The sequence below is a fragment of the Kocuria sp. UBA5001 genome (assembly GCF_002398425.1).
GTDB lineage: Bacteria > Actinomycetota > Actinomycetes > Actinomycetales > Micrococcaceae > Kocuria > Kocuria salsicia.
On the sequence record NZ_DGYR01000009.1, the window covers coordinates 438009 to 457333 of the forward strand.

Here is a 19325-nt window from a genome sequence, read left to right on the forward strand (position 1 = left end):
CGCCCGGGCGCGTCTGCTCTTCGTGCACGCGCACCCGGACGACGAGGCCGTGAACACCTCGGCCACGATGGGCCACTACAGCGCCCTGGGGGGCGAGACGGTGCTACTCACCATGACCCGTGGTGAGCGCGGCGAGGTCATCCCGCCCGCACTCCGGTACCTGGAGGTGGGTCAGCCGGGCTGCCCGGACACGGACGGCACCGCCCTGGGGCTGTACCGGATCGCGGAGCTCGACGCCGCCGCGCGCGCCATGGGTCTCGCGGACCGGTTCTACGCGGGGGAGCCCCCGGCGCAGGACCCGCGCGTGGGATTCGCGAACGGCGCGGGGAAGTACGTGGACTCCGGCATGAGCTGGGGTCCAGACGGCTACGCCCAGCCGGCCCTCGACGTCTCGCCCGCCGCCCTGACGGCGGCGGATCCCGAGGAGACGGCCGCGCACGTGGCTGCCGCGATCCGGGCGTTGCGCCCGCACGCCGTGGTCACCTACGCGGACGACGGCGGCTACGGCCACCCGGACCATGTGGCAGCCCACCGGGTCACCCAGCGCGCGGTCGAGATCGCGGCGTCTGCACCGGACGCCGCGGACGCCGTCTGGGACGTCCCCCTCTTCTGGGGCATCGAGAGCCAGGTGGACCCCGCCGACCCCCGGCTGCAGGCCGCGATCCACGGGGAGCTTGCCGTGAAGCGAGCCGCCATGGCGGCCCACGCCACGCAGATCGTGCTCGCGGAGGACCCGGAGGACCGCAGCTACACGATGTCCAACGGGGTGCCGCAACGCATCAACACCACCGAGACGTACCGGCTGCTGCGGCGGGCGGGCGCATGAGCACCTCCTCGCCGCAGCGCCGCGAGGCCCCGTGGGCATCCCCCGAGGGCCAGAGATCGTACGAGACACCGGCGACGGACGAGCTGTCGGCGCCGGACGAGGAACGGACGACGAACGGGCCACGGGCGTCGGACGAGCGCCCCGGCGCAGCGTCGTCGGCCCTGACCGCCGTGCTCACCGGCGTGCTCGTGGGAGCGGTGGCCACCGCCATGCACGGTGGGATCTGGTACCTGGACGGGTGGTGGCTGCCGTGGGGGCTCGTGTTCTCCGGTGCTCTGCTGCTGTGCGCGGGTCTGTGGTGCGGCACCTCCACCCGCAGGGTCTGGGCCGCCGCGGTGCCCGGCCTGGCCACGTACCTGATCGCCTGGGCCACGGCCTACCTCCGGCAGGGTTCGGCGCTCGTGGTCACCCAGTGGAGCGCGCCCATCGGCGTGGTGGGCATTGCGTGGTTCGTGGTGGTCTTTCTGGCCGTGATGGCCTCGGTGATTGTTACGGGACGTTGGCTGGCCCGCCGGTGCACGCGGTAGCGTCAAAGGCCCTTCGCTAGAATGGTCGAAGTTTTGGGAACAGAAGGAAAGGTCCAACAACCGTGACTTACGTGATCGCTCAGCCCTGCGTGGACGTCAAGGACAAGGCGTGCGTGGAGGAGTGCCCCGTGGACTGCATCTACGAGGGTGAGCGCAGCCTGTACATCCACCCGGACGAGTGCGTGGACTGTGGTGCGTGCGAGCCGGTGTGCCCCGTGGAGGCGATCTACTACGAGGACGACACACCGGACGAGTGGGCCGACTACTACAAGGCCAATGTGGAGTTCTTCGACGACCTCGGGTCTCCGGGCGGAGCCGCGAAGCTCGGCAACACCCACAAGGACCACCCCCTGATCGAGGCGCTGCCTCCGCAGAACCAGGACTGAACCGGTGGATGAGCGCCGCGGCTTCGGCCTGGACCTGCCCGACTATCCCTGGAACGCGCTGGCTCCGTACCGTCGTCTCGCCGAGGAGCACCCGGGCGGTGTCGTGGACCTGTCCATCGGCACGCCGGTGGACCCCACGCCGCTCGTGGTCCAGGACGCCCTGGCCGCCGCCGCGGACGCACCCGGGTACCCGACGACGCACGGTACCGCCGCGTTGCGCGAGGCCGTGGCCGCGTGGTATGCCGAGCGGCGCAACGTTCCCGGGCTGGATCCCGATGCCGTGATGCCCACCGTGGGCTCCAAGGAGCTCGTCGCGTGGTTGCCGCTGCTACTGGGGCTGGGCCCCGGGGACGTCGTCGTGCGGCCCGTGGTGGCCTACCCCACCTACGACATCGGGGCCCGGCTCGCTGGCGCCGAGGCCGTGGCCGCGGACTCCCTGGACGAGCTGGACCCGGCCGTGCGCGAGCGCGTACGCATGGTGTGGGTCAACTCCCCGGGCAATCCCACCGGCATCGTGCGGGACGTCGAGTCCCTGCGCACCCTGGTGGACCAGGCCCGCGCCCAGGGTGCCGTGGTGGTCTCGGACGAGTGCTACGCGGAGCTCGGCTGGGGCGCGTGGGACCCGTCGGAGGGCGGCGAACCCGTTCCGTCCGTACTGGACCCGCGCGTGAGCGGCGGGGACATGTCCTTGCTGTTCAGCGCGTACTCGCTGTCCAAGCAGTCGAACCTCGCCGGCTACCGCGCTGCGTTCCTCGCCGGTGACCCGGCGCTGATGCCGTCATTGATCAACTCCCGCAAGCACGCCGGGATGATCGTGGCGTACCCCGTGCAGGAGGCCATGCGCGTGGCCCTGGGGGACACCGTCCACGTGGCCGCGCAGAAGGCGCTCTACCGGGCCCGCCGCGCGGCGCTGAGGCCCGCGGTCGAGGCCTTCGGGCTGCGCGTCGAGCACTCGGAGGCCGGTCTCTACCTGTGGAGCACCGCGGGGGAGGACACATGGACCACCGTGGAGCGCTTCGCCCGCCTGGGCATCGTGGTGGGGCCGGGAACCTTCTACGGGGACGCCGGCGACGGCTTCGTCCGGCTGTCCCTCACGGCGTCGGACGAGCGCATGGCCGCCGCGGTGGAACGGCTCCGCACCGGGCGCTGAATGCACCTCCCGCGGGGCGGGAAAGTGGAATCGGGATCACACCAACGGGTAAGTTGGTGCCGGATCAATCTGTGTTCCCACCCGGCCCGCGTGCATGTCACCCGCCACGACGGTGTGGCGGACAGGGCCGCGAACAGGTCGCGGGACACCCCAGTCGAATTGCGAAGGACTCACCATGACAGAGGCCAAGAAGTCCACCGACAAGGTGGAGCTGAACTACGAGAAGGGCAAGTCCCTCGAGCTCCCCGTGCTGGAGGTGACCGAGGGCAACAAGGGCTACGGCGTGGGCTCCCTGCTCAAGGAGACCGGCAACGTCAGCTTCGACCCCGGGTTCGTGAACACCGCGAACACGCGCTCCACGGTGACCTACATCGACGGTGCCCAGGGCATCCTGCGCTACCGCGGCTACCCCATCGAGGAGCTTGCGGAGCACTCCAACTTCCTGGAGACCGCCTACCTGCTGATCTACGGCGAGCTTCCCACGCGTGAGCAGTACGAGGACTTCCAGCACCGCATCACCACGCACACCATGGTGCACGAGGACATCAAGATGTTCTTCAACGGCTTCCCCCGCTCCGCGCACCCCATGCCCGTGCTGTCCTCGGCCGTGTCCGCGCTGTCCACCTTCTACTCGGACTCCCTGGACCCGTTCAACAAGGAGCACGTGGAGATCTCCACCATCCGCCTGCTCGCCAAGGTCCCCACTCTGGCCGCGTACGCGTACAAGAAGTCCGTGGGCGAGCCGCAGCTGTACCCCCACAACAACCTCAACTACGCGGAGAACTTCCTGCGCATGTGCTTCGGTGTGCCCGCCGAGGACTACGAGGTGGACCCGGTGGTCGCCAAGACCCTGGACATCCTGTTCATGCTGCACGCGGACCACGAGCAGAACTGCTCCACCTCCACGGTGCGCCTGGTGGGTTCCTCCCACGCCAACATGTTCGCGTCCGTCTCCGCGGGCATCAACGCCCTCTACGGCCCGCTGCACGGCGGTGCCAATGAGGCCGTGCTGGCCATGCTGGACCAGATCCAGAACCGTGGGCTCTCCGCGGACGAGTTCATGGAGAAGGTCAAGAACAAGGAGGACGGCGTCCGCCTCATGGGGTTCGGGCACCGTGTCTACAAGAACTACGATCCCCGTGCCCGCATCATCAAGGGCTACGCGCACGACGTCCTGGCCAAGATGGGCGGCAACAACGAGCTGCTGGACCTGGCCATCGGCCTGGAGGAGAAGGCCCTCGCGGACGACTACTTCGTGGAGCGCAAGCTCTACCCGAACGTGGACTTCTACACGGGTTTGATCTACAAGGCCATGGGCTTCCCGGAGAAGATGTTCACCGTGCTCTTCGCGATCGGCCGCCTGCCCGGCTGGATCGCGCAGTGGCGCGAGATGATCGAGGACCCCGAGACCAAGATCGGCCGTCCCCGCCAGCTCTACGTGGGCGAGGGTGAGCGCCACTACCCCACGACCGACTGACCGCTCCCCGTACGCCGCCGCCCCGGTCACCTTCTCGGTGACCGGGGCGGCGTTCTCATGGGGCTTCTGCTGCGGCATCCCACCGCAGTACCGTGGTTGGGGCGGCCGGGGCTGCCCCAACGGCGTTGGCGCTTCGGAACCAGCCCGGTTGAGCGGGCCCGGCGGCACCAGCCGAGGGACCAGCTCCGGGAGAGGGCTCAGCCCTCGTAGCCGTTGGGGTTGTTCTTCTGCCAGTTCCAGTGGTCGCGGCACATGGTGTCCATGTCGCGGTCCGCGGACCAGCCCAGCTCCGCCAGGGCGGAGGCGGGATCGGCGTAGGACACGGCGGCGTCGCCGGGGCGGCGCGGGGCGATCTCGTAGGGGATCTCGCGCCCGGAGGCCTTCTCGAACGCCTCGCGCACCTCCAGGACGGAGTAGCCGCGGCCGGTGCCCAGGTTCCACACGTGCACCCCGGGGTCCTCGCTGATCCGGTCCAGGGCCTTGAGGTGGCCGTCCGCGAGGTCCACCACGTGGATGTAGTCGCGCACGCCCGTGCCGTCCGGGGTGGGGTAGTCACCTCCGAAGACCATGAGCTTCTCGCGCCGTCCCACCGCCACCTGGGCCACGAAGGGCATGAGGTTGTTGGGGATGCCGGAGGGGTCCTCGCCGATCCGCCCGGACTCGTGCGCGCCCACGGGGTTGAAGTAGCGCAGCAGCGCCACGGACCAGCGCTCGTCCGCCGCGGCGAGGTCCGAGAGCATGTCCTCGATGTGCTCCTTGGTGCGCCCGTAGGGGTTCTGGGCATCCATCTCGAGCTTCTCCGTGAGCGGCATGGTCTCGGGGGCGCCGTAGACCGTGGCCGAGGAGGAGAAGACGATGGAGCGGCACTCGTTTTCATCCATGGCCCACAGCAAATTCACGGTGCCACTGACGTTGTTCGTGTAGTACCACAGGGGCTTCTGCGCGGATTCCCCCACGGCCTTCAAGCCCGCGAAGTGGATCACGGCGTCCGGGCGGTGCTCGCGGAACACGCGGTCCAGGCCGGGGCGGTCCAGCAGGTCCACCTGCTCGAACGCGGTGACGTCCCGTCCGGCGAGTTCCGCCACGCGCTCCAGCGAGGTCCGCGAGGAGTTGGAGAGGTTGTCCAGCACCACGACGTCGTGCCCCGCCTCGAGCAGCGCCAGGACCGTGTGCGAGCCGATGTATCCGGTTCCCCCGGTGACAAGAATCTTCATGGACTCCACCCTATCCAGTGGGCCCCGGGAAACGGGTGTGGCCGGCGTCGCCAGAGGGCGGCGCCGGCCACGAACCGGGCGACGGGACTCAGTTGGCGTGCAGCACCGAGTTCAGCTTCACGGAGCCGCCGCTGCGGGGCAGGGCCTCCACTGCGCCGGTGGTGGAGTTGCGGCGGAACAGCAGGTTGTCGAGGCCCGAGAGCTCGGACGCCTTGACCACGCGGGGCTCCGCGGCGGCGTCGTCGAGCAGAGAGACCCGCGTGCCAGCGGTGACGTAGAGCCCGGCCTCCACCACGCAGTCGTTGCCGAGGGAGATCCCCACGCCGGCGTTGGCGCCCAGCAGGCACCGCTCGCCCAGGGTGATGCGCTGCTTGCCGCCGCCGGAGAGCGTGCCCATGATGGACGCGCCGCCACCGATGTCCGTGTGGTCGTGGACCACCACGCCGGCGGAGATCCTGCCCTCGACCATGGCCGCGCCGAGTGTGCCCGCGTTGAAGTTCACGAAGCCCTCGTGCATCACGGTGGTGCCCTCGCCCAGGTGGGCGCCCAGGCGCACGCGGTCCGCGTCCCCGATGCGCACACCGGAGGGGACCACATAGTCCACCATGCGGGGGAACTTGTCCACGGAGAAGACCGTCACGGGCCCTCCCGAGCGCAGGGCCAGCAGGGAGCGCGTGAGCTCCTCCGCGAGCACCGGCCCGCGGCTGGTCCAGGCCACGTTGGTCAGCAGACCGAAGAGACCGTCCAGGTTGAGGGTGTTCGGCCGCGCCAGGCGGTGGGAGAGCAGGTGCAGCCGCAGGTAGGCGTCGGCGGTGTCCTGCGGGGCGTCGTCCAGGTTGATGACAGTGGTCACGATCTCGGAGCGCACGTTGCGGTCCGGGTCCGTGGTGGCGGCCACACGCAGGTCTGCCTCGTAGGTCGTGTCGGGGTTGGCGCGCAGGGCGGGTGCGGGGTAGAAGACGTCCAGGACGGTCCCCGCGCGCTCGCCGGAGTCCACCACGGTGGCCAGGCCCACCGCGGAGGCCGTGCGGGAATTCTCGGTGCTCTCGCTCGTTGAAGTCATGGTCCCATCCTAGGGGGAGCGCCGGCGCGCACAGGCGACGACGACGCGGCGTCCCCGCTGGTGGGACGGGCCCGGCCCGTTGATGCGAGGGCCACGCTCAGCCGAGTGGCCCGGCGCTGGAGGCCGTTGCGGTGACTATGCTGGCAGCCATGGCAGCCGATCAGCAGACCCCCGTACTCGACCTCACCACGGACCCCGCGGACCTCACGGCGGCGCTCGTGGACGTGGAGTCCGTCTCGGACCACGAGACGCCCCTCGCGGACGCCGTGGAGGCGGCGCTGCGGGCGCTGCCGCACCTGAGTGTGCACCGGGACGGTGACACCGTGGTGGCCCGCACGAACCTGGGACGGGCCGAGCGCGTAATCCTCGCCGGACACCTGGACACCGTGCCCCTGCCCTCCGTGGAGGGGGCGCTGGGCACCGTGCCGTCCGTGCGGCGTCGTGAGGGGGAGCGGGACGTGATCTACGGTCGCGGCACCACGGACATGAAGGGCGGCGTGGCCGTGCAGCTCGTGCTCGCGCAGCAGCTGCGGGAGCCGAACCGGGACGTGAGCTACGTGTTCTACGACCACGAGGAGGTTTCCAGTGACGCCAGCGGCCTGGGGCGCGTGATGCGCAACGCACCGGAGCTGCTCGAGGCGGACTTTGCGGTGCTGCTCGAACCCACCAACGGCACCGTGGAGGGCGGCTGCAACGGAACCATGCGCTTCCGCATCACCACCCACGGAAAGGCGTCCCACTCGGGGCGCTCGTGGATCGGGGAGAACGCGATCCACAAGCTGGCGGAGGTGCTGGCCACCCTGGCGGGCTACGAGCCGAAGACCGTGGGCGTGGAGGGACTCGACTACCGCGAGGGCCTCAACGCCATCCGCGTCGGTGGGGGAGTGGCGGGCAATGTCATCCCGGACACCGCGTGGGTGGAGATCAACTACCGCTTCGCCCCGGACAAGACCCTGGAGCAGGCGCAGCAGCATGTGCGCGAGGTCTTCGAGGGCTACGAGATCGAGTGGCAGGACCTCTCCCCGGCGGCGCGCCCTGGTCTGGACCGCCCCGCCGCCGCCCAGTTCGTGGCGGCGGTGGGCCAGGAGCCCCAGCCCAAGTACGGATGGACGGACGTAGCCCGCTTCTCCGAGCAGGGGGTCCCTGCCGTGAACTTCGGACCCGGGGACGCGCTGCTCGCCCACACGGACCACGAGCACGTGCACGCCGACGCCGTCCGCGAGTGCCACCGCGCGCTCCTCTCCTGGCTCTCCTGAGACCAGACGCGCCCCGCCTCGGGGGCGCACGGCGAGCGTGCAGAGCGGGACAGTAGCCTGTCCTGCATGCACACTGCCGAGTCATTGAACGAGCACACCATGCCCCCGGAGCGCCACAAGGGCCCGGTGGTGCTGCGCCGCGAGCAGCTGCGCCGCAGCACCTCCGACGAACGGCTGCTGGACCAGCGCCCCGCCCCGCCGGAGGACTTCACCCGCACGGATCCGTGGCGCGTGCTGCGCATCCAGGCGGAGTTCGTGGAGGGCTTCGACGCCCTCGCCCACCTGGGACCGGCGGTAGCCGTGTTCGGTTCCGCGCGAACCGCACCCGAGCACCCCGAGTACGAGCAGGCCCGAGAGCTCGGGCGCGCGCTCGGGGAGGCGGGGTACGCCGTCGTGACCGGGGGCGGGCCCGGCGTCATGGAGGCCGCCAACCGCGGCGCCGTGGACGCCGGCGCGAAGTCCGTGGGTATCGGCATCGAGCTGCCCCACGAGCAGCACCTGAACGAATGGGTGGACCTGGGGATCAACTTCCGCTACTTCTTCGCCCGCAAGACCATGTTCGTGAAGTACAGCCAGGGCTTCGTGGTGCTGCCCGGGGGCTTCGGCACCCTGGACGAGCTCTTCGAGGCGCTGACGCTGGTGCAGACGGGCAAGATCACGCGCTTCCCCGTGATCCTGCTCGGCACCGAGTACTGGGGTCCGCTCGTGGACTGGATCACCAGCACGCTCGTGGCCAGCGGCAAGGTCGCCGAGGGGGACCTGGACCTGCTGCGCGTGACCGACAGCGTGAGCGAGGCCGTGGCCGTGCTGACCGAGGTCCACGCGGGCTCCGAGTCCCTGCCCGACGACGCCGCGCCCGGTTTCGGGGCATGAGCCGGGCGGCACTCGATCCGGCCGCCCGCGCTACCCCGTCCGACTGCACCGCACGGGTGCGGCACGCCCTCGCGCGGTGCCCGTGGTGGCTCGCGGTGGTGCTGGTCTACGGCCTCTCGCGGTTGTGGGGCTGGGTGGTGTTCGCCACGATCGGCGGGCAGCAGGGCCCGGGGCCGTGGGGCGACGGCGCCCTGGGCTACCTGGACTTCGTGAACACCTGGGACGCGGACTGGTACCACCGGATCTTCAACGAGGGGTACCCCTCCACGCTTCCGGTGGACACCCTCGGCACGGTGGTGGAGAACCAGTGGGCCTTCTACCCGGTGTATCCGCTGCTCGTGCGGGGCATCACCGGACTCACGGGCACCGGGTGGGCAGGCACCGCGGCCACCGTGTCCCTGGTGGCCGGATTCGGGGCGGCCCTGGTGCTGTACCGGCTGTTCTGCAGCGCACCCGTGATGACGCAGCCGCGCACGGCGGGCGGGGTCTCCCGGCCCGCGCTGTGGGCTGTGGCTGTCTTTGCCTTCAACCCTGTGGCGCCCGTGCTGCAGACCCCCTATGCAGAGTCCCTGAGCATGCTCTTCCTGTGCGGCGCGATCCTGTGCGTGGTCCGCGAGCGGCCCGTGTGGGCGGTGGTGCTCATTGCGGCGCAGGCTCTGACACGGCCAACTGGGGTGGCGCTCGCTGCAGCCCTGGGCGTCTGGTGGCTGTGGCGCAGCGTGCGGGACGTCCGCGAGCGGCGTCGGCCCTGGTACCGTTGCGCGGATCGCTGGCTGGCCGTGGCCCTGTGTGCGTGCGTTGCCGCGCTCGCGTGGCCGGCCGTCGCGTGGGCGGTGACCGGGGAACCGGACGCGTACACCGCGACGGAGGCCGCGTGGCGGGGCAGCGGAGTGGTGGTTCCGGTCGTGCCCTGGTTCCACGAGGCGGCGACCTTGTTCGGCCCGGTCGGGGGCCTGGTGGCCCCGGTGGTCCTCATGGTGGTTGCGGTGCTGCTGCTGCGGTCCGCACCGGTCAAGCGCTCACTGCCGTTCTTCGTGCGCGTGTGGCTCGCCGCGTACGGGATCTATCTGCTGCTCGTGCTCAACCCACAGACCTCCACGTTCCGGCTGCTGCTGCCATGGGCCCCCGCCGCGGCCGCCCTGGTGCACGTGAGCGACTCGCGGGCCTACCGCGTGCTGCTGGTGATCACGGGCGCTGTGCTGCAGTTCGTGTGGGTCGGGTGGCTGTGGCACTGGAAGCAGCTGCCCGGCGGAGGCGACTACCCGCCGTGATGGCCGTTCCCGGACCAGTGTGTGTGTTCGATACCATGGAGGGCGTCAGTACACACGAAGAGGAGCTCTCAGATGGCGGCCATGAAGCCGAGAACTGGTGACGGACCCATGGAGGTCACCAAAGAAGGACGCAGCCTGATCATGCGGGTCCCCCTGGAAGGCGGCGGGCGTCTGGTGGTCGAGCTCAAGGCGGACGAAGCGGCGGAGCTGCGCGAGTGCCTGGCGTCGGTGACCCAGTAGCACCGGCGTCCACCCCACCTCATGCAGCGAGGGCCCCCGAAACCGGGGGCCCTCGCTGTGTGTTTGGGGTGCTGTGTGTTTGGGGTCTTCCGAGGGGGGATTCAGCCGGCCCAGTGCGCGCCGAGTCTCATGCCGGCGGCGGCGGCGAGCAGGCTCCAGAACGCCGTGCCGAGCACCACGGCCAGCATGGCGCCGCCGCGGTGGCCGCGGGCCAGTCGAACGGCGTCCACCATCGCGGTGGAGAACGTGGTGTAGCCCCCGCACAGCCCCGTTCCCAGGGCCATGGTCCACACGGGACCGAGCACCATGCCCAGCCCGCTCACGAGCCCCAGCACGAACGAACCCGTGACGTTGACGACGATCATGGCCCACGGGAACGGACGCTTCTGACGCGAGGCGATCAGCCGGTCCACGAGGAAGCGCAGCACCGCGCCGGCGGCACCGCCCAGGGCGACGGCGAGCACGGCGATCACGGGGCCCCTCCATCCTGGGTGGCGCGCCCGGCGGCGTCGGACGAGCGCTGCAGTGCAGGTGCCGGATCCCCTCGCCCGGCCGCAGGACGGTCCCGCAGGGCGCTGCCGGCGAGAACCCCGAACGCTGCAGCGAGCAGACCGGCCCCGAGCGTGACCACGGCGTAGCCGAACGCCCCGGCGGAGTCACCGCCGTCGACCAGCTGCCACATCTCCTCGGCGAACGCGGAGTACGTGGTGAAACCGCCCAGCAGACCGGTGCCCACCAGCAGCCGCACGGTGTGGGCGCGCGTGCTCTCAACACCGGGGCGGGTCAGGAACTCCAGCAACAGGCCCAGCAGGAACGCACCCAGGGCGTTGACGGCGAACGTGGGCCAGTGCCACAGGGACCCTGCGGGCAGCACGTGGGCGACCCCCCAGCGGCCCAGGCTGCCGAGCGCCCCGCCGACGGCCACGAGCGCGGCGTCCCGCACGGGTGCCCGGCTCACCGGCGGACGGCCAGCAGCACGCCGGTGCCGGTGGACAGCACCGCGGTGGACAGCCTCGGCTCGTCGCGCAGCGTGCGCACGACCTCCCGCATGGCCACGGTCTCCTCCTGGCGCTGCGCGGGCTGGGGCACGAGGTCCTGGTGCAGGGCGTCGTTGACCACGAGCATCCCGCCGCGGCGCAGCAGCCGGGCACCCTCGATCACGTAGTCGGCCGTGCTCGCCACATCCGCGTCGATGAACACCATGTCGTAGGCGTTCTCGGTGAGTCGCGGCAGCACGAGCCCAGCCGCCCCGGAGATGGTGCGAGTGCGCTTGGTCTCGAACCCGGCCTCCCGGAACGTGTCTCGCGCGGCGCGCAGGGCACGGATGTCCGTGTCGATCGTGGTGAGGACGGACTCGGCGGGCATCCCGCGCAGCAGCGCGAGGCCCGAGACACCCGCACCGGTGCCCACCTCCACCGCGGTGGCGGGGCGGGCCGACGAGGCGAGGACGGTCAGCAGCGCGGCGGTCGCCGGGGTCACGGGGTCCAGCCGCAGGGCCAGGGAGCGCTCGCGGGCACGGAAGGCGGTCTCGTCCTCCGTGGCGTAGGCCTCGCAGTAGGCCCAGCTCGTGGTTTTATCCGTGGTCATGGACGCGGGGTGCCCTTCGCTGCTGTGTCTCGACGGTGCGCTCCCGGGTCCAGTGGACCCCGCGCTCCGCGGTTGGTGGACACGGCCTCGCGGCCGGGTCTCTTCGCTACGCTCAGCTTATCGCGGACCGTGCGCGGCGTCGGGAACACCCGGAGGACGCCCAGAGCTCTGTCAGGCTCCTGCACCACAATGGTCGCCGGAACGGCCCGGAACGGAGCCACCACCGGGGACGAGCTGAGCGGGAAGGGGAGCACATGGCCACACGTCTCGAGGGCCCTAGCACCCCGCGCACTCGTCTGCCGGGCAGGCGCACCGCGGGGCTCGTGGCCGCCGTTGCGGCGTGCGTGTGCGTGGCGCTGCTGACCGCGGTGGCGTTCACCGTGGGCAAGCGCTCGCAGCCGGAGGAGCAGCTCAGCGCCCGGGCCACCGCCACGTGGGCGCCCGGGGCCCAGGGGATGGTGGACACGACCTCCGAGTCGGACATCGGCACCCTCCGCTCCCAGGGCTGGGCGCTGCCTAGCCTCTCCTCGCAGGGCTACTCCATCGCGGACATCCGCCAGACCCGGGTGGGCGGACAGCCCGCCGTCGTGCTCTCCCTGCACAACGACCACGGCACCGTGACCATTGTGGAGCAGCGCGGACGGGTGAACGCGGAAAACCCCCTGGACGGCGTCACCGGGTTGCCGGTGAGCGCGGAGGGCATGGCGGCCTCCTCGATCTCCGGGTCCAGGATGTGGCTGGAGCGCCGCGAGTGGCGCGCCGTCGTGGCACGCACGGACGCGGTCTACACCGTGACGTCCCAGACCCCTCCGGCGACCATGGCGCAGACGGTCAGCGGAATCGTGGCGGAGGACCGGGGTCGGGTGAGTCTGCCCTCCGCGCAGGACGAGGGGTTCGCCGCCACCGTGGCGGACGGGCTCCGGAAGATGTTCGGGTAGGAGCGCCCCCGCGGGGGAGCTCCCTGACGTTGATAGGCTCGGCGAGTGTTCGGGATTTCTGGCGGAGAAGCCATCATCATTCTCATCGTGGCCCTGGTGATCATTGGGCCCGAACGGCTTCCCGAGTACACGCAGAAGTTCAAGGAGATGGTCAAGGCCGTCCGCCGCTACGCCACGGGTGCCACGGACGACCTCAAGGAGACCCTGGGCCCGGAGTTCTCGGACCTCGACTGGCGCAAGCTAGATCCCCGGCAGTACGACCCCCGTGTGATCGTGCGGGAGGCCCTGCTGGAGGAGGACCAGGACCGCGCGGCGCAGTCCCCCCGCGAACCTGCGCCGGGCACTCCCACGGTGCGACGGCTGGCCCGCGGCGAACGGGCGCCGTTCGACACCGAGGCCACCTGATCAGCCCCTCGGCGTGATTCCGAGGCTCTTCCCGGCGAGTCCCCGGCCCTGCTCGTCCAGAGCCCGGGCCACGTCCCACATCGCGGTGGCCGCGGGGGAGTCGGGGTTCGCCCACACAGCGGGAACCCCCCGGTCAGAGGCCTCCCGCACGGTGACGTCCAGGGGCACGCTGCCCAGCAGGGGGACGTCGTAGCCCAGCCGCTCGGTGAGGGACCTGGCGATCGTCTCGCCCCCGCCGGACCCGAAGACCTCCATCCGGGTGCCGTCTGGCATCACCATGGCGGACATGTTCTCCACGACCCCCGTGACCCGCTGCTCCGTCTGCTCGGCGAGCGTCCCCGAGCGCTGCGCCACGCTCACGGCAGCGTGCTGCGGGGTGGAGACCACCACCACGCCGGAGCGCGGCAGCAGCTGGCCCACCGAGATCGCGATGTCCCCGGTGCCCGGGGGCAGGTCCAGCAGCAGGTGGTCCAGGTCCCCGAAGTGCACGTCCGTGAGGAACTGCTCCACGGCCCGGTGCAGCATGGGGCCGCGCCACGCGACCGGTTGGGACGGGTCCACGAACATCCCGATCGAGATGACCTTAATGACACCGCGGGACCGGTGCCCGGCTCCCGCAGCGCTGTCCTCGGGCCGCCGGTCCACGCCCTCCGGGACCTCGACGACGGGCGGCAGGATCATGTCTCCCACGCGCGTGGGCGCCTGCGTGATGCCCAGCAGACCGGGCACGGAGAAGCCGTGGATGTCCGCGTCCACGATGCCCACGGTGCGTCCCATCGCTGCGAGCGCCGCCGCGAGGTTCACCGTGACGCTCGACTTTCCCACGCCGCCCTTGCCACTCGTGACAGCGTGCACACGCGTGAGGGTGTGCGGGTCGGCGAAGGGGTTGCTGCGGTGGTGGCCGAGACGTTCCTGCAGCTCCTGGCGCTGGGCCGGGGTCATCACCCCCACGTCAATGGTGACGTCCGTGACCTCGGGGACCTCCCGCAGGGCGGCGGTGAGGTCCGCCTCGATGGTCGAGCGCAGCGGGCACCCGGAGACGGTCAGCAGCACGCTGACCCGCGCCGCCCCGTCCTCCAGGGTTGCCGAGGGGATCATCCCGAGCTCCGTGACGGGGCGGCGCAGCTCGGGGTCGAGCACCCCGTCCAGGGCGGCTCGCAGCCGTGGGTCGACGTCATCCGTGGTCATCGCCGTGCTCCGTCCGTGTTCTTGGGCTGCGCGTCCTGCGCACCGCGCTGCGCCGCGCGCTCGTCCTGGTCCTGGATGATCTCCTCGAGCAGCCCGCGCAGCTCGGAGCGCACGTAGTCGCGGGTGGCGACCTCGCGCAGCGCGATCCGCAGGGACGCGATCTCCCGGGTGAGGTACTCGGTGTCCGCGAGGTTCTGCTGACCACGCTTGCGGTCCTCCTCCGCGACCACGCGGTCACGGTCGTCCTGCCGGTTCTGCGCGAGCAGCAGCAGGGGAGCCGCGTAGGAGGCCTGCAGCGAGAGCATCAGAGTGAGCAACGTGAAGTTCAGCGACCGGGGGTCGAACTGGATCTCCTCGGGGGCCATGGTGTTCCACCCGAGCCAGATGGCCACGAAGACCGTCATCCACAGCAGGAACTGGGGGGTGCCCATCCACCGAGCGATCGACTCGGTGGACTGGCCGAAGGCGTCCGGGTTGGGCCGGAACCGGGTGAGGAACTCCTGGCGCTTCTCCCGCGGCTGGTCCAGGGGACCGGGGGAGTACTGCGAGGACGGGTTCTGTCTTGAGCTACTCATACCGCTTGCCCACCTTTCGAACAGGGGTTCCGTCGTCGTACGTGCGCCAGTCCTCGGGCAGCAGGGCGTCCAGGACGTCGTCGATCGTGACCGCGCCCACGAGCCGGTCCTGGTCGTTGACGACGGGCAGGATCGTGAGGTCGTACGAGGCCAGCTCGCGCGCCACGTCTGCCAGGGATGCCTGGTCCGAGACGGGCTCGATGGAGCGGTCGATCAGGTTGCCGATGGCCTCGGGCGGGGGATAGCGCAGCAGCCGCTGGGTGTGCACGAAACCCAGGTACTTGCCCGTGGGAGTCTCCAGGGGCGGGCGGCACACCAGCACCGCGGACGCCGCTGCGGGGATGATCTCCTCCTGGCGGATGTGCGCCAGGGCCTCCGCGACCGTGGCCTCCGGGGAGAGCACGATGGGCACGGGGGTCATCAGCGAACCGGCGGTGCCCTCCTCGTACTCGCGCAGTCGTCGGACGTCCTCGGCGTCCTCGGGCTCCATCATGGTGATCAGTCGCTCGGCCTCTGCCTCCGGCAGCTCGTTGAGCAGGTCCGTGGCGTCGTCCGGGTCCATCTCCTCGAGCAGGGCGACGGCGCGCTCGTTGTCCAGGTGCGTGAGGATGAACACCTGGTCCTCCTCGGGCAACTCCTCCAAGACGTCCGCGAGGCGTTCGTCTTGCAGCTCTGCGGCGATCTCGAGCTTGCGCTTGTCCGGCATGTCCCGCAGCTCGTCCGCGAGGTCCGCCGCCTGGTCCTCCTCGTGCTGCGCGACCCACTGGGTGGCCGGCTGGTGGCCCGCGTTGGAGGGGTCGTCCGTGTCCTCCCAGTCCACGATCAGCGTCTGGTTGCGACGCCGGATCAGACCACCGGTCGTCTGAGAGCGGCGCACGAAGAGCTGCGAGATGACCCAGTCCCCCCGGTTGCCGGACTTCTCCATGGCGACGTCCTCGATGGTCGCCGTGCCGGAGCCGTCCAGGAGCACCACCGTGCGGTCGAAGAGCTCTCCCACCGCCAGCGTCTCGGCACCTCGCTGCTCGAAGCGGCGCAGGTTCACCAGGCCCGTGGAGATGATCTGGTCCGCGTCGATGCTCGTCACCCGGGTCATGGGCACGAACACGCGTTTCTTTCCCAGCACCTCCACCACGAGACCCACCACGAGGGGACGGTTCATCACCGACGGGCGGGAGCCGGGGCGCAGCAGGACCACGACGTCGCGCAACCGCCCCAGGCGGTCGCCCAGGGGGTCGAAGACGTCCAGGCCGATGAGCCTGGCGACGAAGATCTTGGAAAGGTTTGTGCTCACCTGTCCAGCCTAGTGAACACGGCGACACGCACGCATTCCGGGCGCGGAGATCCGGTTCACGGGCCCCGCGGAGAGGGGAGGGGGGGCGTCGTCGTGTTCACCGGTCGCGATGCCCCGGCGTTCTCCCGGCGGGCTCCGGGGCGGATACGGGACAATGGTGGACATGAGCAACTCGAGTCGAGGTCCCGCACAGCTGTCCATCGCCCCGGAGATGCCGCGCGGCGAGGTGGTCGGTCGCTACCGCACCTACGCGCAGGCACAGAAGGCTGTGGACCACATGGCGGACGAGAACTTCCCCGTGGCCATGGTCTCGATCATCGGAAGCGACCTGAAGTCCGTGGAGCAGGTCACCGGGCGCCTGTCCTACCCGCGCGTAGCCCTGCAGGGTGCGCTCAACGGCGTGGTCTTCGGTGCGTTCTTCGGCCTGCTCATGTCCCTGCTGGGCGGCGCGAACATGGCGGCCTCCCTGGGGCTGACCATGGTGCTGGGTGGCGCGTTCTGGATGCTGATGGCCACCATCACGTACGCGATGTCACGCGGCAAGCGGGACTTCACGTCCACGAGCCGGATCGTTGCGGGCAGCTACGAGGTGCTGGCGGCGCCGGAGGTCGCGGGCCAGGCGCGGCAGGTGCTCAGCGCCATGGAGCGCGGCCAGGCCGCGGGACAGAACGGCCAGGGCCAGCCCCCCGCCGGGTTCGGCGGGCGGGCGCCGCAGGGCGGCGAGTGGGGCGGCCCGCAGCAGGGCGGCCCCCGCAACGGCGGCTTCCAGGGCGGACCGGGCCAGGGTGCACCGCAGCAGCGGCCCCCGTACGGCGGCCCCGCGCAGAACGGCCAGTACGGCAACAACGGCCAGGGCGCCCCGTCGCAGCCCTACAGTCCCGAGCCCTACAACCCGCAGTCCCAGGATCCGCGGACCCAGTCGTCGTCCGCGGGCGGCACCGGCTACGCCGGGGACGCGGCGCGCCCCGACGGCTCCACCGCCGCGGGCCAGTCCGCACAGGAGAGCGCCAACCGCTCGGCGAAGTTCCCCGACCTGCCGGACGGCCGCCCCCAGTACGGCATCCGCATCGACCCCGAGGCCAACGGCACGCCCACGGCCCCCGCGGCCCGCCCCGAGTCCGACCAGAGTCAGCCTGCCCAGGCCCAGCCGGAGCAGACGGCGCCGTGGAACCGCCCGTCCGGCGACGACGCCGCCCAGCGTACGGACGAGACGGAGCGCCTGCCGCAGGACCGCCGCGACTCCTGAGCCGGGACTGGGCGCTCGTCACCCCCACCCCCCCCTACGAAAGAGACCGCGCCCCGCACCATCTCGGTGCGGGGCGCGGTCTCTGCCGTTCGGCGTATCCCGAGCGGGAGGTCAGGCGGCGGGTCCCGCGGCGGGGCCCACGTTCTCGTCCCGGTTCCAGATGCCTTGGATCCAGGACTCGACGTCCTCCGGGCGGCGGGGCAGCGCCTCGGAGAGGTTCTCGTTGCCCTGCTCGGTGATCAGGACGTCGTCCTCGATGCGCACGCCGATCCCGCGGTACTCCTCCGGGATCGCGAGGTCCTCGCTCTTGAAGTACAGCCCGGGCTCGATGGTGAAGACCATGCCCGGTTCGATCACGGCGTCCAGGTACAACTCGCGCTTGGCCTGCGCGCAGTCGTGGACGTCCAGGCCCAGGTGGTGGCTCGTGCCGTGGGGCATCCAGCGGCGGTGGTGCTGCCCGGCCTCGGACAGGGAGACCTCCGCGGAGACGGGAAGCAGCCCCCACTCCTCGAGCCGCTGGGCGAGCACCGTCATGGCGGCCGCGTGCACGTCGCGGAAGCGGTTGCCGGGCACAGCGACCTCGAATGCGGCGTCCGCGGCGTCGAGCACCGCCTGGTAGATCCGGCGCTGCACGTCCGTGTAGCTGCCGTCCACCGGCAGGGTGCGGGTGAGGTCCGCGGTGTAGAGGGACTCGGCCTCCACACCGGCGTCCACGAGGATCAACTCACCGGGCTTCACGGAGCCGTTGTTGCGGATCCAGTGCAGCACGGTGGCGTTGTTGCCGGCGGCGGCAATCGTGTCGTAGCCGAGGTCGTTGCCCTCCAGGCGGGCACGCGAGAAGAACGCCCCCTCGACCACACGCTCACCGCGCTCGCCGCCGATCGCGCGCGGCAGCACGGAGACGATGTCCTCGAAGCCGCGGATCGTCGCGGCCACGGCCTCGCGCAGCTGGGCGACCTCGTACCGGTCCTTGACCAGGCGCAGCTCGCTCAGCGCCTCGGACAGGGTGGCGTCCTTCGCGTCCGACTGCTCGAGGTCCACGCCAGTGTTGATCCGGGAGGTGTCCACGAGCGCGTCCATGTTCAGGTCCACGTCCCGCACGAGCCGGATGCTCAGACCGCCCAGGGCCGAGTTGCCGGCATCCTTCGTGACCGCGGTCTCCAGTGCGGAGAGGTCCTGCGTGGGCAGCGCGAACTCGTCCTGAAGCTGCTCGAGCGTGGGGCGCGGACCCACCCAGAACTCGCCGTTCTTGGCGTCCGCGTAGAACTCGGCGGAGTCCCGCCCGGCCATCGGGTGGAAGTAGAGGGTGGCCACGTGTCCCGAGCCGTCGTCCCCGGCTCCCTCGTCGGTGGGCTCCATGACGAGCACGGCCTCGGGTTCGTGGTCCACGCCCATGCCGGTCAGGTGGGCGAAGGCCGAGTGGGGACGGAAGCGGTAGTCGGTGTCGTTGGAGCGCACCTTCGGCGCGCCGGCCGGGACCACGAGGCGCTCACCCGGGAACAGTCGCGAGAGCCGGGCGCGGCGGGCGGCGGCGAACTCAGCGACCTCGGAGCGCGGCGTCGTCGTGTGCTCCGGCGCGGCCCAGCCGGAGGCCATGAACTCGCGGAACTGCTCGTTGTCGGGGCGCTGGGACCGGTTGTCCACGCGCTGCTCCATGGGCTGCGCGGTGTCCTCGCTCGCGTGCCCGGATGCTGTGGCGTGCTCTGAGCCCTGCGTCATGGGGCGCTCATCTCCTTCGCGGCGCGGATCCTCGCGCCCGTGGGGTCTGGTGGTGTCCGATCCATAGTGTCACGACGGTCAACCGGGCGGCGC

Annotated in this window: 21 protein-coding genes; 12 read left to right on the forward strand and 9 right to left on the reverse strand. The window is 70.9% G+C overall.

Annotation, left to right across the window (positions count from 1 at the left end; all coding sequences use genetic code 11):
* From B3G12_RS06005 to B3G12_RS06025, 5 genes are all read left to right on the forward strand, one after another.
* On the forward strand, positions 1-826 hold an 826-nt coding region (locus B3G12_RS06005; RefSeq protein WP_290499607.1), incomplete at its 5' end, for a PIG-L family deacetylase.
* Complete coding sequence (locus B3G12_RS06010) at positions 823-1353, forward strand: hypothetical protein (RefSeq protein ID WP_290499608.1); 531 nt, start codon at positions 823-825, stop codon at positions 1351-1353. The genes B3G12_RS06005 and B3G12_RS06010, both read left to right, overlap by 4 nt.
* Positions 1354-1415: 62 nt before the next feature.
* Entirely contained in the window at positions 1416-1739 is a 324-nt protein-coding gene (gene fdxA, locus B3G12_RS06015) for a ferredoxin (RefSeq protein WP_055086032.1), read from the forward strand.
* A 4-nt stretch (positions 1740-1743) separates the two neighbouring features.
* Positions 1744-2889, forward strand: a complete 1146-nt coding sequence (gene dapC / locus B3G12_RS06020) for a succinyldiaminopimelate transaminase (RefSeq protein ID WP_145009599.1) — start codon at positions 1744-1746, stop codon at positions 2887-2889.
* 175 nt (positions 2890-3064) lie between these two features.
* Positions 3065-4366, forward strand: a complete 1302-nt coding sequence (locus tag B3G12_RS06025; RefSeq protein ID WP_144942041.1) for a citrate synthase — start codon at positions 3065-3067, stop codon at positions 4364-4366.
* Positions 4367-4563: 197 nt separating this feature from the next.
* Here B3G12_RS06025 and galE read toward each other — a convergent pair whose 3' ends face one another.
* Together galE and dapD are read right to left on the reverse strand one after the other, a co-directional pair.
* Complete coding sequence (gene galE, locus B3G12_RS06030) at positions 4564-5580, reverse strand: UDP-glucose 4-epimerase GalE (protein ID WP_144942043.1); 1017 nt, start codon at positions 5578-5580, stop codon at positions 4564-4566.
* An 88-nt stretch (positions 5581-5668) separates the two neighbouring features.
* Complete coding sequence (gene dapD, locus B3G12_RS06035; RefSeq protein WP_290499610.1) at positions 5669-6643, reverse strand: 2,3,4,5-tetrahydropyridine-2,6-dicarboxylate N-succinyltransferase; 975 nt, start codon at positions 6641-6643, stop codon at positions 5669-5671.
* A 149-nt stretch (positions 6644-6792) separates the two neighbouring features.
* Here dapD and dapE point away from each other — a divergent pair, with 149 nt between their 5' ends.
* From dapE to B3G12_RS06055, 4 genes are all read left to right on the forward strand, one after another.
* Entirely contained in the window at positions 6793-7899 is a 1107-nt protein-coding gene (dapE, locus tag B3G12_RS06040) for a succinyl-diaminopimelate desuccinylase (RefSeq protein WP_260983319.1), read from the forward strand.
* A gap of 66 nt (positions 7900-7965) precedes the next feature.
* Positions 7966-8772 (forward strand): TIGR00730 family Rossman fold protein, encoded by an 807-nt coding sequence (locus B3G12_RS06045; protein ID WP_144942047.1) that lies wholly within the window; start codon positions 7966-7968, stop codon positions 8770-8772.
* Positions 8769-10043: a hypothetical protein gene (locus B3G12_RS06050; protein ID WP_144942049.1), complete on the forward strand. Its 1275-nt coding sequence runs from the start codon at positions 8769-8771 to the stop codon at positions 10041-10043. The genes B3G12_RS06045 and B3G12_RS06050 overlap by 4 nt, the downstream gene beginning before the upstream one ends.
* Positions 10044-10115: 72 nt before the next feature.
* Positions 10116-10283: a DUF3117 domain-containing protein gene (locus tag B3G12_RS06055; protein ID WP_082810297.1), complete on the forward strand. Its 168-nt coding sequence runs from the start codon at positions 10116-10118 to the stop codon at positions 10281-10283.
* A 101-nt stretch (positions 10284-10384) separates the two neighbouring features.
* Here the strand turns inward: B3G12_RS06055 and B3G12_RS06060 are convergent, their stop codons facing one another.
* From B3G12_RS06060 to B3G12_RS06070, 3 genes are read right to left on the reverse strand one after another with little or no spacing between them, the layout of a single operon-like run.
* Complete coding sequence (locus B3G12_RS06060; RefSeq protein ID WP_144942051.1) at positions 10385-10756, reverse strand: fluoride efflux transporter FluC; 372 nt, start codon at positions 10754-10756, stop codon at positions 10385-10387.
* Positions 10753-11241 carry a fluoride efflux transporter FluC gene (locus B3G12_RS06065; protein ID WP_144942053.1) on the reverse strand — a complete coding sequence of 163 codons (489 nt, stop codon included), beginning with the start codon at positions 11239-11241 and terminating at the stop codon, positions 10753-10755. Before B3G12_RS06065 ends, B3G12_RS06060 begins: the two co-directional genes overlap by 4 nt.
* A complete protein-coding gene (locus B3G12_RS06070; protein ID WP_144942055.1) occupies positions 11238-11870 on the reverse strand; it encodes an O-methyltransferase in 633 nt (210 codons plus the stop codon). Before B3G12_RS06070 ends, B3G12_RS06065 begins: the two co-directional genes overlap by 4 nt.
* A 254-nt stretch (positions 11871-12124) precedes the next feature.
* Here B3G12_RS06070 and B3G12_RS06075 point away from each other — a divergent pair, with 254 nt between their 5' ends.
* Positions 12125-12808 carry a hypothetical protein gene (locus B3G12_RS06075; protein ID WP_144942057.1) on the forward strand — a complete coding sequence of 228 codons (684 nt, stop codon included), beginning with the start codon at positions 12125-12127 and terminating at the stop codon, positions 12806-12808.
* 45 nt (positions 12809-12853) lie between these two features.
* Positions 12854-13213 carry a twin-arginine translocase TatA/TatE family subunit gene (locus B3G12_RS06080; RefSeq protein ID WP_144942059.1) on the forward strand — a complete coding sequence of 120 codons (360 nt, stop codon included), beginning with the start codon at positions 12854-12856 and terminating at the stop codon, positions 13211-13213.
* On the opposite strand, the gene B3G12_RS06085 is transcribed toward B3G12_RS06080, so the two are convergent.
* Genes B3G12_RS06085 through B3G12_RS06095 form a run of 3 tightly spaced genes read right to left on the reverse strand, consistent with a single transcriptional unit; the run spans position 13214 to position 16267 of the window.
* Positions 13214-14401 (reverse strand): Mrp/NBP35 family ATP-binding protein, encoded by a 1188-nt coding sequence (locus B3G12_RS06085; protein ID WP_144942061.1) that lies wholly within the window; start codon positions 14399-14401, stop codon positions 13214-13216.
* Entirely contained in the window at positions 14398-14976 is a 579-nt protein-coding gene (locus tag B3G12_RS06090; RefSeq protein ID WP_144942063.1) for a DUF1003 domain-containing protein, read from the reverse strand. Before B3G12_RS06090 ends, B3G12_RS06085 begins: the two co-directional genes overlap by 4 nt.
* Positions 14969-16267, reverse strand: a complete 1299-nt coding sequence (locus B3G12_RS06095; RefSeq protein WP_126874962.1) for a magnesium transporter MgtE N-terminal domain-containing protein — start codon at positions 16265-16267, stop codon at positions 14969-14971. Before B3G12_RS06095 ends, B3G12_RS06090 begins: the two co-directional genes overlap by 8 nt.
* A 163-nt stretch (positions 16268-16430) precedes the next feature.
* On the opposite strand from B3G12_RS06095, the gene B3G12_RS06100 reads away from it, so the two are divergent.
* Positions 16431-17513 (forward strand): general stress protein, encoded by a 1083-nt coding sequence (locus tag B3G12_RS06100; protein ID WP_290499626.1) that lies wholly within the window; start codon positions 16431-16433, stop codon positions 17511-17513.
* A 111-nt stretch (positions 17514-17624) separates the two neighbouring features.
* On the opposite strand, the gene B3G12_RS06105 is transcribed toward B3G12_RS06100, so the two are convergent.
* Positions 17625-19232 carry an aminopeptidase P family protein gene (locus tag B3G12_RS06105; RefSeq protein ID WP_290499627.1) on the reverse strand — a complete coding sequence of 536 codons (1608 nt, stop codon included), beginning with the start codon at positions 19230-19232 and terminating at the stop codon, positions 17625-17627.
* Between the last annotated feature and the right edge of the window lie 93 nt (positions 19233-19325).